The 14,769-nt window shown below is 68.1% G+C and carries 10 protein-coding genes and 1 tRNA gene; 7 read left to right on the top strand and 4 right to left on the bottom strand.

Annotated elements, in window-relative coordinates:
• Window positions 1–10 precede the first annotated feature (10 nt).
• Window positions 11–382, bottom strand: coding sequence for a fluoride efflux transporter CrcB (crcB, locus tag SACCYDRAFT_RS15660; protein WP_005457534.1), 372 nt, complete (start codon window positions 380–382; stop codon window positions 11–13).
• Window positions 379–804: a fluoride efflux transporter FluC gene (locus SACCYDRAFT_RS15655; RefSeq protein WP_005457532.1), complete on the bottom strand. Its 426-nt coding sequence runs from the start codon at window positions 802–804 to the stop codon at window positions 379–381. The genes crcB and SACCYDRAFT_RS15655 overlap by 4 nt, the downstream gene beginning before the upstream one ends.
• 37 nt (window positions 805–841) lie before the next feature.
• Here SACCYDRAFT_RS15655 and SACCYDRAFT_RS15650 point away from each other — a divergent pair, with 37 nt between their 5' ends.
• Window positions 842–2,791, top strand: a complete 1,950-nt coding sequence (locus SACCYDRAFT_RS15650; RefSeq protein ID WP_005457529.1) for an aconitate hydratase — start codon at window positions 842–844, stop codon at window positions 2,789–2,791.
• On the opposite strand, the gene SACCYDRAFT_RS15645 is transcribed toward SACCYDRAFT_RS15650, so the two are convergent.
• Window positions 2,737–3,750 carry a GlxA family transcriptional regulator gene (locus tag SACCYDRAFT_RS15645; protein ID WP_005457527.1) on the bottom strand — a complete coding sequence of 338 codons (1,014 nt, stop codon included), beginning with the start codon at window positions 3,748–3,750 and terminating at the stop codon, window positions 2,737–2,739. The genes SACCYDRAFT_RS15650 and SACCYDRAFT_RS15645 overlap by 55 nt on opposite strands.
• 95 nt (window positions 3,751–3,845) lie before the next feature.
• Here SACCYDRAFT_RS15645 and SACCYDRAFT_RS15640 point away from each other — a divergent pair, with 95 nt between their 5' ends.
• From SACCYDRAFT_RS15640 to SACCYDRAFT_RS15630, 3 genes are all read left to right on the top strand, one after another.
• Window positions 3,846–4,547 (top strand): DJ-1/PfpI family protein, encoded by a 702-nt coding sequence (locus SACCYDRAFT_RS15640; RefSeq protein WP_005457526.1) that lies wholly within the window; start codon window positions 3,846–3,848, stop codon window positions 4,545–4,547.
• A 75-nt stretch (window positions 4,548–4,622) separates the two neighbouring features.
• Window positions 4,623–4,696, top strand: a tRNA-Pro gene (locus tag SACCYDRAFT_RS15635).
• Between the two features lie 337 nt (window positions 4,697–5,033).
• Window positions 5,034–5,474 (top strand): hypothetical protein, encoded by a 441-nt coding sequence (locus SACCYDRAFT_RS15630; RefSeq protein ID WP_005457524.1) that lies wholly within the window; start codon window positions 5,034–5,036, stop codon window positions 5,472–5,474.
• A 288-nt stretch (window positions 5,475–5,762) separates the two neighbouring features.
• Here SACCYDRAFT_RS15630 and SACCYDRAFT_RS15625 read toward each other — a convergent pair whose 3' ends face one another.
• Complete coding sequence (locus tag SACCYDRAFT_RS15625) at window positions 5,763–6,968, bottom strand: MFS transporter (RefSeq protein WP_005457523.1); 1,206 nt, start codon at window positions 6,966–6,968, stop codon at window positions 5,763–5,765.
• Window positions 6,969–7,935: 967 nt separating this feature from the next.
• Here SACCYDRAFT_RS15625 and SACCYDRAFT_RS15620 point away from each other — a divergent pair.
• From SACCYDRAFT_RS15620 to SACCYDRAFT_RS15610, 3 genes are all read left to right on the top strand, one after another.
• A complete protein-coding gene (locus tag SACCYDRAFT_RS15620) occupies window positions 7,936–8,823 on the top strand; it encodes a M28 family peptidase (protein WP_157606518.1) in 888 nt (295 codons plus the stop codon).
• An 842-nt stretch (window positions 8,824–9,665) separates the two neighbouring features.
• A complete protein-coding gene (locus SACCYDRAFT_RS15615; RefSeq protein ID WP_005457520.1) occupies window positions 9,666–12,149 on the top strand; it encodes a Pls/PosA family non-ribosomal peptide synthetase in 2,484 nt (827 codons plus the stop codon).
• A gap of 58 nt (window positions 12,150–12,207) precedes the next feature.
• Window positions 12,208–14,769, top strand: coding sequence for a non-ribosomal peptide synthetase (locus SACCYDRAFT_RS15610; protein WP_005457518.1), 2,562 nt, complete (start codon window positions 12,208–12,210; stop codon window positions 14,767–14,769).

The following is a 14,769-nucleotide window of genomic DNA, read 5'->3' as shown; positions in this document are numbered from 1 at the left end:
AGGACACACCTCAGCCGAGGAGCCCTCCGACCGCGACTCCGCCCGCGGCTGCCGAGAGGCTCGCCGCCGTCGTCACGACCACGTTCGCCACGGCCGTCCGGTGCGCGCCGTCCAGGAACAACCGCACCGTCTCGTAGCCGAAGGTGGAGAACGTGGTGAGCGCGCCGCACAGTCCCACGCCGAGAGCCGCGTCGCTCGCACTCCCGGCCGCTCCGGGCAGCGCCGCGCCGGTGAGCATGCCGAGCACGACGCTGCCGAGGACGTTCACGACGAGCGTGCTCCACGGAAAGCGTGAGCTCTGCCTGCGGCGCACCAGCGTGTCGAGCAGGTAACGCAGCGTGGCGCCCACCGCCCCGCCCAGCATGACCAGAACCACCGTCACGATTCACCTCCTCGGGCGAACCGCCGCAGCAGCCGATCGGTGCCCACCAGTCCGGCGGCCACGGCCGGCAGGGACGCCGCCAGGGACCCACCGACGTACGCCACGGCCACGCCGACGTGCCCGTCCAGCACCGCCTCCACCGTGTCGAGCGCGAACGTCGACACCGTCGTGAACCCCCCGAAGAACCCGATGCCGAGGAACGGCCGCACCAGCCGGGAAGGCCTGCCGTGCTCGACGAACGCCATCAGCGTGCCGAGACCCAGACACCCGAGCACGTTCGTCACCAGGGTGGCCACGGCGAACCCGCCGGGAGGGTGGGGAAGCAGCTCGGCCAGCCCGTAGCGGGTGAGGCTGCCGAGTGCGCCGCCCGCCGCGACGGCGAGCAGCACGTCCCCTCGGTAGTCGCGCAACACGACCGCCATGGTTGCCGATCCGCCCGGAACGGGTAGTCGACGGGGCATGGGTAGGACGGTGGCGCAGAAACTCATCGCCGACCATCTGGTCGACGGCCGGATGGAACCGGGGGAGGAGATCTCCTTGCGGATCGACCAGACGCTGACCCAGGACGCCACGGGCACGCTCGTGATGCAGGAACTGGAGGCGCTCGGTCTCGACCGCGCGCGCACGGAGGTCAGCGTCCAGTACGTCGACCACAACCTCCTGCAGACCGACGAGAAGAACGCCGAGGACCACGCCTTCCTCCGCTCGGCCTGCCGCCGCTACGGCATCTGGTACTCGAAGGCGGGCAACGGCGTGTCCCACCCCACGCACATGCAGCGGTTCGGCGTCCCCGGCAAGAGCATGGTGGGCTCCGACTCACACACCCCCGCGTCGGGTGCGCTGGGGATGCTGGCGATGGGCGTGGGCGGGCTCGAAGCGGCCCTGGCCATCGCGGGCGAACCGGTGTACGTGCGCATGCCGGAGATCTGGGGCGTGCGGCTGACCGGTGAGCTGCCGCCGTGGACGTCGGCGAAGGACGTCATCCTGGAGATGCTGCGCAGACACAGCGTCAAGGGTGGTCTCAACCGGATCATCGAGTACCACGGTCCGGGGGTGTCGACCCTGTCGGCGATGGACCGGCATGTGATCGCCAACATGGGGGCCGAACTGGGGGCGACCACGACGGTGTTCCCGTCCGACGCCGCCGTGTACGAGTTCCTGCGCACGGAGGGCCGCGAGGACGACTACCGGGAGATCGTCGCCGACCCCGACGCCACCTACGACGTCACCGACGAGATCGACCTGTCGACGATCGAGCCGCTGATCGCGAGACCGTCCTCACCGGACAACGTGGTGCCCGTGAGCGAGGTCGAGGGCACGGAGGTCGGGCAGGTCGTCATCGGTTCGTCGGCCAACCCCGGACTGCGGGACTTCGCCATCGCCGCCTACCTCGTGCGCGGGCGGCAGGCCAGTGACGCGGTGAGCTTCGACGTCAACCCGACCTCGCGCGAGATCCTGGCCGACCTCACGAAGATGGGCGGCACGTTCGACCTGATCTCGGCGGGCGCCCGCATCCACCAGGCCGGTTGCATGGGCTGCATCGGCATGGGACAGGCACCCGCGGTAGGGCACAACTCCCTGCGTACCTTTCCCCGCAACTTCCCGGGGCGCAGCGGGACACGGGAGGACTCCGTCTGGCTCTGCTCACCCGAGACGGCCGCGGCCTCCGCGCTCACCGGAGTCATCACCGACCCGAGGAAGCTCGCCGACAAGCTCGGTCTCGACTACCCCGACCTGCCGTTGCCCGCGCGGGCGTCGGTGAACACCGACATGCTCCTGCCACCCCTGCCGCCCGAACAGGCGCGCCGGGAGAAACTGGTGAAGGGGCCGAACATCTCGGCGCTGCCGGACATGCCCCCGCTGCCGGACGACGCCGAAGCGCCCGTGCTGCTCAAGGTCGGCGACAACATCTCCACGGACGAGATCTCACCGGCCGGTGCGAGGGCGCTGCCGTTCCGTTCGAACGTGCCGCAACTGGCGACGTTCACCTTCGACCAGGTCGACCCCACGTACCCGCGCAGGGCGAGCGACTGCGCGGACACGGGCCACTTCGTGGTGGGCGGCGACAACTACGGGCAGGGCTCCTCCCGTGAACACGCGGCCATCACGCCGAGGTATCTGGGGCTGAAGGCCGTGATCGCCAAGTCGTTCGCGCGCATCCACTGGCAGAACCTGGCCAACTTCGGCATCCTCGCGCTGGAGTTCACCGACCCGGCCGACTACGACCGCGTCGAACAGGGGGACGTGCTCAGCCTGCACGGACTGCGCGAGCGGCTCACCAACCACAGCGACATCACGATCCGCAACGAGACCAAGGACGAGGACTACCGCCTGCGTCACCGGCTGTCGCCGCGTCAGGTGGAGGCCGTCGTCGCGGGGGGACGCATCCCGATGCTCGCCCGGTCGTGAGGCCCGCCGCCGCGAAGCATGCGGCGGTAGGTCGAGGGTGAGGTGTCGTAGTGCGCGACGAACGCCTGCCGCAGGGTGTGCGCGGAGCCGAAGCCGCAGCGCCGTGCCACCGAGGCCAGCGGGAGGTCGCTCGTGGACAGCAGGCGGGCCGCCGCCTCCACCCGCACCGTCCGCACGTAACGGCTGGGCGAGGCCCCGAGGTGGGTGGTGAACAGGCGCGTCAGGTGCCGAGCGCTCACCCCGGTGCGGGCGGCGAGCGCCTCGGTGCCGAGGTCGTCCGCGGGGTGCGCGCAGATGTACGACACGAGGTCGCGCAGCGGCTCGTGGTCGGGTGGTGGCGTGGTGAGGAACATGCTCATCTGGGCCTGGTTCCCCGGCCGTTGCAGGTAGACGACGAGGTAGCGGGCGATGTCGCGGGCCACGGAGGCGCCGTGGTCCTCCTCCACGAGGGCGAGGGAGAGGTCCAGGGCACTCGTGACACCCGCCGAGGTGTAGACGTTGCCGTCCCTGACGAACAGCGGCGCGGGGTCCACGGTCACGTCGGGGTGGCGTGCCGCGAGCCGGGCGGCCCAGCCCCAGTGGGTGGTGGCGCGTCGCCCCCGCAGCAGCCCGGCGGCGGCGAGCACCGTCGCCCCCGTGCACACCGACGCGACGCGCCGGGCCTCGGCGGCGAGCCTGCGCACGTGCGTGATGAGCCGGGTGTCGCCGGCCGCGTCCTCGTGGCCGAACCCGCCCGCCACCAGCACGGTGTCGACGGGACCCCGCACCTGGTCGAGCCGTGCGTGGGCGGCGAGCGTGAGACCGCCGGAACAGCGCACCGCTCGACCGCCGACGGTGGCGAGGGTGACCTCGTAGCCGGGGGTGACGCCCAGCCGATTGGCGCCGTCGAAGACGTCCGAGGTGCAGGAGACGTCGAGCAGCTGGGCGTTGTCGTAGGCGACGAGGACGACGCGGCGCACGCGACGACACTAGCAGCGGCGTGGATCGGACAAGGTCCGTGCGGTTTCGGACACCCACAGCCCACGGAGGGTGTCCGCGCGGTGATCGTGGCGGCATGAAGACGATCGCGTTCGTGACGTATCCCGGCCTCACAGCACTCGACCTGGTGGGGCCACTCCAGGTGCTGGACCCGCTGTCGGCGTTCCGGCCCGACGAGTACCGGACCGTGGTCGTGGGAGAACACACCGATCCGATGCCGTCGGACAACGCCGCGTTGCGCGTCGCGGCGAGTCACACGTTCGAGGAGGTGCCGGACCCGTTCGCCGTCGTGGTTCCGGGCGGCATGGTGTCGACGATCGAGGCGATGTCGGACGAGAAGCTGCTCGCCTACCTGCGACGGGCGGGGGAGACGGCGGAGACACTGGCGTCGGTGTGCACGGGTTCGCTCGTCCTGGGCGCGGCGGGACTGCTGGAGGATCGCGAGGCGACGACCCACTGGGCGTTCCTCGACCTGCTGGAGGCGTTCGGGGCGAAGCCCGTGGCGAAGCGCTGGGTGGCCGACGGCCGAGCGTTCACGGCGGCGGGCGTGGCGGCGGGCATCGACGCCGCCCTGCACCTGGTCGCCACCCTGGCCGGTGAGGACGTGGCGCGGCAGGTGCAGTTCGGCATCGAGTACGACCCCCAGCCGCCGTTCGGCCCCCTGAACTGGGAAGACGCGCCCCGCGACATGTGGCAGGCCTGGCGTGCCACGACGCTGAAGGAGGGCACCGCCGACGCCCCGGAGCTGGCGCGCCGCCTCGGCGTGACCAGCGCGTGATCGACACCGGCACCCCCCGTGCGGGACGTTCGGAGGGCACGGTAAGCTAGCTGCCATCACCGCAACGGTGGTGGCCGGGCTGTGGCGCAGTTTGGTAGCGCACTTGACTGGGGGTCAAGGGGTCGCAGGTTCAAATCCTGTCAGCCCGACGGTCGTAGAAGAGCCCCTGATCAGCGGGAAACCGCAGGTCAGGGGCTCTTTTTGGATATGGGTGTGCGCGGAGCGCGTCCGTTTAGCGAGGCGAGCCGCCGGCCGACTGAGTGACTAACTGGGTGACTATGCTTCTCGGGCCCTGCACTCGAAGATGTCGTCCATGGCCGTCGCGGCCTCCACCATCACTCCTCGAAGGCCTCCGAGATCCTTGGGGCACAGGGGAACACGGCGGATGAGCAAGAGATCCCACGCGCCAGTCGCATCCACGGTCGTGTGCACGCTGCTGATCATCACGGAAACTCCGCGGGGGACAGGGCTATCGTCGCCCAATCGATGGTTGACGGCGCACTGGAGCGAGAGGGTGACGACTCGATGATTGCCGTGACGCGTTTGGTGACTTTCGCCGATATCGACGACGTGAACGACACGGGACAGGTCTCAGTATCAGCGCGTCACGAGGCGGAGCTTGCCGACGGAAGCCGGGTGCTGCTGCTGGATGACCGAGGTTGGGGTTCGTCCCAGGACTGGGCCGCGGAATCAGTCGAGGGTATCCAGGAGACGACGCGCATGGTCGTCGGCCCGGACGAGCCATTCGACGGGCTCTCGCAGGAGGACATGGCAACAGACCATTGGGACTCCCTGCAGCAGACCCTCCAGCGACAGGGAGTCGTCATCGACGCGGCCGAGCTCAGGCAGCTGCCGCACGACATTGTGCTCAGCCAAAGGCTGCTCGCGCGCCTCGGCGCTAACCCAGACACCAACCCCTCCAGCTGACGGGTATCTCTGCGGCAACATCAGTTGAGACCACACAAAACCACTGCGTAGAACGTGTTCAAATTTTCTTCTCTTGTTCAAGGGCGGCCCCTCCGGGCCGCCGAAGAAGAAAGAGATGTCCTCGCCGGACGGGCAGGCTCCGGGATGCCGCGGGGAGGGCAGCCGCGGTGCCGGTTGGCAGGAAAGTTGTTTGCAGCGCAGCGCAGCGTTGACTACCGATTCAGCTTCGAGGACTCGGGAATCACGGTCCGGAACGACGATTCCTTGGCCAGCGTCCGATGTGCTTCCTCAGTTTTCTCTGTCTGGTATCTCCGGTGGGACAGTGGATTCGGGCGGGTTCGTGGTGTGTGGGGTAGTCCAGGACACGCCCACGATGCTGACGACGAGCATCGTGGCTGCTGCTGTTCCGCCGAGGATCAGCAGCGCTGTGGACAGCCCGAGGTGGTCGGCCACGGTGCCGGCCAAGGGTGGGCCACCGAGGTAGGCGAGATAGCCCCACGCGGTCAGCGAGGCCGTGACGGTGCCGAGGGGCACCGTCGTGTTGCGTGCGGCGGTGCTGATGGCCAGTGGGAACAACGGGCCGCAGCCCAGCCCGACGAGAACCAACGCCCCGAGAAGCACTTCCGGGTGGGGCTGGAGCAGCCCGGCCAGCAACGCGACGGTGACCATGGCGGCACCCCCGCGGGCCACCCCAGCCGGTGTGGTGAGGGTGACCAGCTTGTTGCCGAGGGCCCGCGACAACGTCATAGCCGCGCTGAAGATCGTGACCCCCAACCCGGCCACCGTGGCCGTGGCGCCGAGTTCCTGACGCAGTAGCACAGCCGACCAGTCGATGATCAGCCCCTCGGTCAGCAGAGCGCACAGCGCGAAGGCGACCAGCGCCCACGACGGGCGCCACCGCCGGTGAGAGTCAAGCGAGGACGTCGACTGCCCCGTATCGGGGTCGGCCATGGCTAACCGGGACCAGGCCAGGGCCAGCACGCCCAGCAACACGGCCGTGACGAGACCGAAATGCTCGGCCACCGACAACGAGCCGGCCGCCAGAGCCCCCATCCCGGCGCCGCAGAGCATCCCCAGGCTGTAGCCGCCGTGCAATCCGGGCAGCAGGGTGACCTGCCAGGCACGTTCCAGTCCGAGCGCGGCCGCGTTCATCGCTATATCGAGCATGCCGCTGGCCGCCCCCAGCAGCACCAGCGTCAGCGTCAGCGTGACCAGGTTCTCCGCAGCGGCGATCAGGGGCAGCCCGGCCGCGAACACCAGCGCCGAGACCCGGCACAGCGTGCGGGCGGACACCCGACGCAGCAGGCGCGCGGTCAGCAGCAGCGTCGGCACCGATCCGAGCGCGATCCCCCACAGCGCCAGGCCGAGAGCGGAATCGGACAGAGCAAGTTCTTCTTTGACCGCCGGGATGCGCGGCGCCCAACTCGACAACACAGCGCCGTTGAGAAAGAAGACAAGCCACAAGCCACGGCGGTGCGACACCAGGGCAGACACAGGGGATCCCTCCACGAGACCGCCCTGCCGGACAGGGATGCGTCCGCCTCCGGACGGAACAGAGGCCGTCCCCAGCACAACCTCAACGTGCGACCAGACACTTTCTGGCGCACAGACCTACCTTAAACGTCGGCACACCGGCTGTGAACCGCTGACTACTACGCCCATTCAGCGGGGCAATCGTCCCTGGACCCTGATCGCTGCCCACATCACAGGCCACTGGACTGCTTGAAGGGCCCTCGCCGGGCGGGCAGGTCTCCGGGATGGCCGGGAAAGTGCCGGCAGTGCCGGTTCGTTGGTGGTCTCCTGTGGGTGCGTCATCCCGTCGACCTCCCCAGGGCTGTCACGCCATTTCAAGGGCCAAGCCTGGCCACGCTCATCACCACCGCACGAAGGTCGCCCCGTCTTGGCACAGCGTGAGCGGGCTACGCCAGATCAGCGGGAGCGGACCGGACGTCAACGTCGCTGAGCGCGGGGTGGGTGGCGGCCGATTGCCCCGCGCCGGCACCCCAGATCTCCGGCGATGTCCCTCCCCGGGCCTCCGCCTCGAAGAGAGGCAGGCTCCTTCGCAACCGTCGACACGCCGACCTACGACACAGGGCACCAACCTGCGGCTCTTCATCGTCACCGAGGCCCGGACCGCCGAAACCGCACCCTCGCGCGTGGGCGATGCTGTTTCGCTGCGAACGCAGGTGGTATGCGCGACAATTCGATGACAACTACCGAAGCACGACCCGGCTGACATCCGTCTCCCTACCTCGCCGCGCAGGCTGACGCGAGCACCGGGAACGTAGCCAGGGAGGTAGTCACGTTGTACTTGCCGTCGCGGCCATCCCGAGGCCTCCGACTCGCGATAGCGTTGATCATCGCCTTGCCTCTCTCGGCCTGCGGTGCCACGAACCCGGAGCCACCAAGCACCGATGGTCCGGTGACGGATGGGCGACTGGCGCAAGAGCTGAAGGATGACGTGAGCGAAAGCGGAGCGTTCGCCCACCTTCAGGCATTGCAGAGAATCGCCGACGAGAACGGCGGCAATCGAGCTTCCCCCAGCCCCGGGTTCGCGGCGAGCGTCGACTACGTCGTCGGCGCTCTGCGTCGCGCCGGTTACGACGTGGAAACCCCGAACTATGTGGCCCAGGAGCATGGTGGAGGGCGGGTGATGCTACCGAACGTCATCGCGCAGACCCGCACCGGAGATCCAGGACGCGTGGTAGTGATCGGGGCGCATCTGGATTCGGTGAAGAACGGCCCGGGTATCGTCGACAACGGTTCTGGCGTGGCTACGCTGCTGGAAATCGCGGACCGCCTCGGTGCTTCTCCTCCCGTGCGTAACGCTGTCAGGTTCGCCTTCTTCGGTTCCGAGGAGACCGGCTTGGAGGGCTCGACGGGATACGTGGAGAGCCTTTCGACCGACGATCGCCGCAAGATCATGCTTTATCTGAACGTGGACATGGTGGCCTCCCCGAACGGCGGTTACATGGTGCAGGGCGGTGTGGGGCACGACGAGTCGGCATCGGGACCTCCCGGTTCCGCAACGGTTGGACGCGTCCTCGCCGATCAGCTGGCGACAACGGGAGTGAAGGCGGAGATCACCGAGTTCGTCGGAGACGACGAGTCGCCGTTCGTCGAGGCAGGTATCCCCTCCGGAGGTGCCGAGAACGGTGACAGCGCGGTGAAGAGCCAGGAGCAGGCTCGGAACTGGGGTGGTCAGGCGGGCCAGGTGTTCGACCGGTGCTTCCACGCAGCCTGCGATCGCTTGGACAACGTCAACCGTGTCGTGCTGGACCACTATCTACACGCGATCGCCGGGACGGTCGCACATTTCGCGACCTTGAACGAAGAACTCTCCGAGTGAGCCGAGTTGTGCTGGTCATGCGGATTCGCGACCGAGCAGTGCGGCGCGGCGTAGCACTCGAAGCGGCCGTCGAACTTCGCTTCGATGCTGGCGAGGGTGTTCTGGCCGTCGCCGGTCATGGACAGGCCGCACATGCGTCGAAACCGGGGCTTCGGGTGGGGCGTTCGTCGTCGAAGCCGGTCTCGTGGACGACCTCGCGAACGGGTGACAGCACCGGGATGGAAGAAGAAATTTCATGACTTGGCACAGGTCATCTTGACATCACTAGGAAACAAGAGTCTCTTAATAGGTGCGCATCGCGTTCCGAGAAGACACCGGATTCCCGATGCCGGCCCTGGGGCAGCGGCGGCGCGAAATGATCGTTCTCAGAGCGATCAAACTCAGTGGACTGAACAACTGTCGTTCTTCTAGGGAGATGCGAGAGGGCGTCGTGGGCAGCGCGGCCCGAAGCCCAGTGTCGATTCCACCACCACGAGACCAGCGGCAACAATCCGCACGAACACGCAAATCCGTGCCCTCGCACGGATTTGTGCACCATCGCCACGCGGACGGCACGGCAAACCCTGCGAACAGGCGATCGTCCATGTTCGGCTGCCGGGTTCCAGGCTTTTCGGTCCGGGAGGCTGACCGAACCCGACACGTCGTCGGGCCGGCTTTTCCCAGCCCGCAGCGGCGACTGGACCGATGTGGAAAAATGCCGACACAGGGTTCGTCAGGCGCCACCCTTCGCGACCCGCAGGGGGTGCACCAGTGATTCGTCGCCAACACGGCGGATGTCTCGTCTCGACATTCCGTGTCGAACGGAAAACAATCCGTGTCGACCGGGAGACAAGGGGAACTACATGGCCGTGAACGCGGAAGAGGTCGTCCTCAGCGGCGATCGATTGGAGACGAGCCTGTCCACGCTTTTGGCCGAGGTGGTGCGTGTCGACGCGGTATCCGCCGACAGTCATTTCTTCCGTGATCTCGGTGCCAACTCACTGCTCATGGCGCAGTTCTGCGCGCGAGTCAGGAAACACCCGGATCTGCCGTCGGTGTCGATGAAGGACATCTACCGACATCCCACGATCAAAAGCCTCACGACCGCGCTCGCCGATGTCTCGGTCACCCCGGCCGAGACCCGTGCACTCGCCCCCGTCCCGGCCACGGAGGACACACGTCGGACGAGCACACGGGCTTACATCCTCTGCGGCGTGCTGCAGGCCGCCATCTTCCTCGCGTACTCGATGCTGGCCGCCCTGGTCGCCGAACGCGGCTACGCCTGGATCTCCACGGGCGGAGACCTACTGCACATCTACCTGCGCGCCGTCGTGGTCGGCAGCGCCGGACTGACCGGGATGTGTGTCTTGCCGATCCTGGCGAAATGGATCCTCATCGGGCGGTGGAAGCCTCGGGAAATCCGCGCGTGGAGCCCCGCCTACCTGCGTTTCTGGACGGTGAAGGCGCTGCTGCACGCCAACCCGATCATCCTGTTCGTCGGCAACCCGTTGTACGTGCTGTACCTGAGGGCACTCGGTGCTCGCATCGGCAAGCGTGTCACGATCCTGTCGAAGCACGTGCCGGTCTGCACGGACCTGCTCGAGATCGGCAGCGACACGGTGATCCGCAAGGACTCGTTCTTCCTCGGTTACCGGGCGCACGAGGGCACGCTCCAAACCGGCCGCGTCACGCTCGGACGCGAGGCGTTTGTGGGTGAGCACACCGTGCTCGACATCGACACGTCGATCGGCGACGGTGCGCAACTCGGTCACTCGTCCTCACTGCACCGGGGAGGAGCGGTACCGAACGGGCAACGCTGGCACGGTTCCCCGGCCCAACCGACGGAGGTGGACTACATCCGTGTGGAGCCATCCCCGGACCGCCCGATGCGCCGCATCATGTACGGCTTCCTTTCCTTGGTCCGGGTGTGCTTCGTGTTCGTGCCTCTGTCCGTGGGAGGCGTGTACATGCTGCTCGCCGGAGTGCCGGAGATGGGGACGGTGCTGGGGCCGGAACAGGAAAACCTGCTGACCCCGCGTCCCTACCTCGTCGCCGTGATCCTGTCCTCGGCCCTGTTCGCGGCCTTCGTGCTCGTCGGCCTGGTGGCGGTGGCCGTCCTGCCGCGCCTGATGAACCTCGCCCTCAGACCGGGGAAGGCCTACCCGCTGTACGGCGTGCACTACTCGTTGCACCGGACGATCGCGCGGTTTTCCAACAGCAGGTTCTTCGTCTGGCTGTTCGGTGACAGTTCCTACATCGTCCACTACCTGCGCGGCATCGGCTACAACCTGTCGCATGTCGAACAGACCGGGTCGAACTTCGGCTCGGCGGTGCAGCACGAGACGCCGTTTCTGAGTTCCGTCGGCCGTGGAACGATGGTCGCCGACGGGCTGTCGTTCATGAACGCGGAGTACTCCAGCACCTCGTTCCGGCTGCTGCCCACCTCGATCGGGGCGCACAACTTCCTCGGAAACCAGGTCTTCTATCCCGCGGGTGGCAGGACGGGCGACAACTGCCTGCTGGCGACCAAGGTGATGGTCCCGCTCGACGGCCCGGTCAGGGAGGACGTGGGACTGCTCGGCTCACCGAGTTTCGAGATTCCCCGGACCGTGGAGCGGGACACCAGCTTCGACCACCTGCGCACGGGTGAGGAGTTCCGCAGGCGCCTGTCGGCGAAGAACCGCTACAACGTCCGCACGATGGGCGTGGGGTTGTTCATCCGCTGGCTGCACATTCTCATCCTCACCGTGCTCTCCTTCGTGGTGACCAACCTGTCCGGTGGTCACGCTGAACTGCTGGTGGCGGCGTTCCTCTCGCTCACTCTCGTGGTCACCGCGCTGTACCACGTCCTCGTGGAACGCGTCCTGCTGAAGTTCGGCCGGTTGCGGCCCCGGCTGTGCTCGATCTATCAGCCGTACTTCTGGTGGCACGAACGCTTCTGGAAGGTGCCCGACACCTACCTCGACTTCTTCAACGGAACGCCGTTCAAGAGTCTTGTCTGGCGGATGCTGGGCGTACGGGTCGGCAGAAGGCTGCTCGACGACGGCTGCTTCATAACCGAGCGCACCCTGACCACGATCGGGGACGACTGCACCCTCAACGCGGGCAGCAAGATCCAGTGCCATTCGCAGGAGGACGGCACGTTCAAGTCCGACCACGTGACGATCGGTTCGCGCTGCACCCTCGGTGTGGGCTCCCTGACGCACTACGGCGTGACGATGCACGACGACGTGATCCTCGCCCCCGACTCGTTCCTCATGAAGGGCGAGGAGGTGCCGCAACACGCGCGGTGGGGTGGAAACCCGGCCACGGAGATGCGAGATGCCCTCACCTGTCAGCCCGCATGAGACTCCGGTACCGGCACGACCGCAGCGGACACGGCTCCGGTCGGGGAAGGACGGACCGATGCGCATGTCCACGGTGTCCGACCGCGAGTACTGGCGTACGGTCTGCGAAACCGGGGGCCGCACGGCCGTCCCCCGGTGGACCCTCGATCCGGTCGCGGGTGTGGCCGTCCACGAGGAGGCGGTCTCCGACGACCTCGTCACCGCCCTGGACCGGCTCGCCGGTGAGCTGGGAGTGCCGCTGCGTCCGGTACTGCTGGCCGCCCACGCCCGGGTGCTGGCCGCACTGTCCGGCGACCGCGACGTCGTCACCGGCTACGTCGCCGCGAGTGGCTCGCCGTTGCCGTGCAGGCTCACCACGGGAGCGGTGTCGTGGCGGGAGATGCTGGCAGACGTCCGATCCGCAGAGTCGGACCTGCTGGCACACCAGAACGTCTCGATCGACGACCTCCAGCGCGAGCTGGGCGTGACGCCGCCGCCGTTCGAGACGGTGTTCGATCCGGACGACACCGGGGACACTGTCATCGAGGACATCGCGCTCGGGGTGAGCTTCCCGCGTCATGAGAGGGGACTCACGCTGCGGCTGCGGTACCGGACCGACGTCCTCGACGCGGATGCCGCCGCCAGGATCGCCGGATACCACCTCACCGCGCTCATGCTGCTGGCGAGCGACCCGGACGCCCGGCACGGGCGGCAGAGCCTGCTGTCGGCCGAGGAACGGCGCCTCCAGATCGACGGTCTCGGCGGGCCGCACCGCCGGTTGCCGGACCGCCGTGTCCACGAACTGTTCGAGGAACGCGTCCGGGCCCACCCCGAGGCTGTCGCCGCCGTGCACGGCGAGAAGAGCTGGACGTACCGAGAACTCAACGACCGCGCCAACGCGGTGGGTCGTGCCCTGCTCGCCGAGGGACTGCACCGTGAGGAGCCGGTGGCGGTGGTCACCGAACGCGATCTCGACTGGCTGGCGGCGGTGCTCGGGATCTTCAAGGCCGGTGGCGCCTACCTGCCGATCGAGCCGCACTTCCCGGCCGACCGCATCACCACCACACTCACCCGCGCCGGTTGCACCCTCGTGCTGACCGAGGCGGGCAGCACCATCTCGCTCGAGGGGGCGCTTGCCACCCTGCCCGGTGTCCGGGTGGTCTTCGCCGACGCGATCGACGACGCCGCCGGATCCCCGAACACCGCCGACGGCAATCTCGGCGTCGCCGTCGCCCCGGAGGCGCTCGCCTACATCTACTTCACCTCCGGATCCACCGGGGAACCGAAGGGCGCGATGTGTGAACACGCGGGCCTGGTCAACCACGTCCACGCCAAGATCGACGACCTGGGCGTCCGCGAGGGCGACGTGGTCGCCCAGACCGCGCCGCAGTGCTTCGACATCTCGCTGTGGCAACTCGTCTCCGCGCTCGTGGTGGGCGGCCGGACGTTGCTGATCGACCAGGACACCATTCTCGACGCCCAGCGGTTCGTCGACACGATCGTCTCCGGCCACGTCGCCGTGTTCCAGGTGGTGCCGTCGTATCTCGACGTGGTGCTGTCCTGCCTCGAACGCACCCCCCGGGAGCTGCCTGATCTGCGGTGCGTGTCGGTCACCGGCGAGGCGCTCAAGCCGGAGCTCGTGCGGCGCTGGTTCGCGGCCCAGCCCGGCGTTGCCCTGGTGAACGCCTACGGTCTGACCGAGACATCGGACGACACCAACCACGAGGTGATGCACCGGGCGCCGGATTCGGAGCGGATCCCCATCGGACGGCTTGTCAACAACGTCACCGCCTACGTCGTCGACGAGGACCTGTCCCTCGTCCCGCTCGGCGCTCCCGGCGAGATCGTGTTCTCCGGTGTGTGCGTGGGACGCGGCTACGTCAACGACCCGGACCGCACCCGAAAGGCGTTCCTCGCCGACCCGTATCGTGCGGGCGCGCGGCTGTATCGCAGCGGCGACCACGGTCGGTGGCGTCCCGACGGCAAGCTGGAATTCCTCGGCCGCCGCGACACCCAGGTGAAGATCCGCGGGTTCCGCATCGAGCTCGGCGAGGTCGAGAACGCGCTGCTCCGGGTGCCCGGCGTCCGGGACGGCGCCGTGGTGGTCGACGCCCCCTCGGGGCGCAGCGCCCGCCTCGTCGCCTTCTACTCGGGCGGACGGCCGCTCGAAGCCACCACGCTGCGGGACCGCCTGGCCCGCTCCCTGCCCGAGTACATGGTGCCGTCGGTCTTCCAGTGGCAAGGCAGTCTGCCGCTGACCGGCAACGGCAAGATCGACAGAAAGACTCTCACGACACGAGCGGCGAGCCTCGACGGCGCCGAGCCCGACACTGCCGAGCGCGACACTGCCGCGCCGGACACAGCCACCGAACGGCGCCTCGCGGCCGCGTGGGCGACGGTGCTCGGTATCCCGCCCGACCAGATCACCACGCGCGACCACTTCTTCGAACGTGGTGGCACGTCACTGTCGGCCGTGCGCTTGGCGATCGCGCTGGACCGCGCCGTGTCGCTGACGGACATCACCCGGCATCCGGTGCTGGCCGACCTGGCCCGCCTGGTGGACGACCGGTCCGCCCACCACCCCCGACTGCTGCACCAGCTGACCGAACCGGACACAGCATCCTGCTTCCACGGCAGTTGA

The sequence above is a fragment of the Saccharomonospora cyanea NA-134 genome (assembly GCF_000244975.1).
Taxonomy (GTDB): domain Bacteria; phylum Actinomycetota; class Actinomycetes; order Mycobacteriales; family Pseudonocardiaceae; genus Saccharomonospora; species Saccharomonospora cyanea.
The sequence above is the reverse complement of the archived record's forward strand: the minus strand, read 5'-3'. Positions and strand labels throughout refer to the sequence as shown.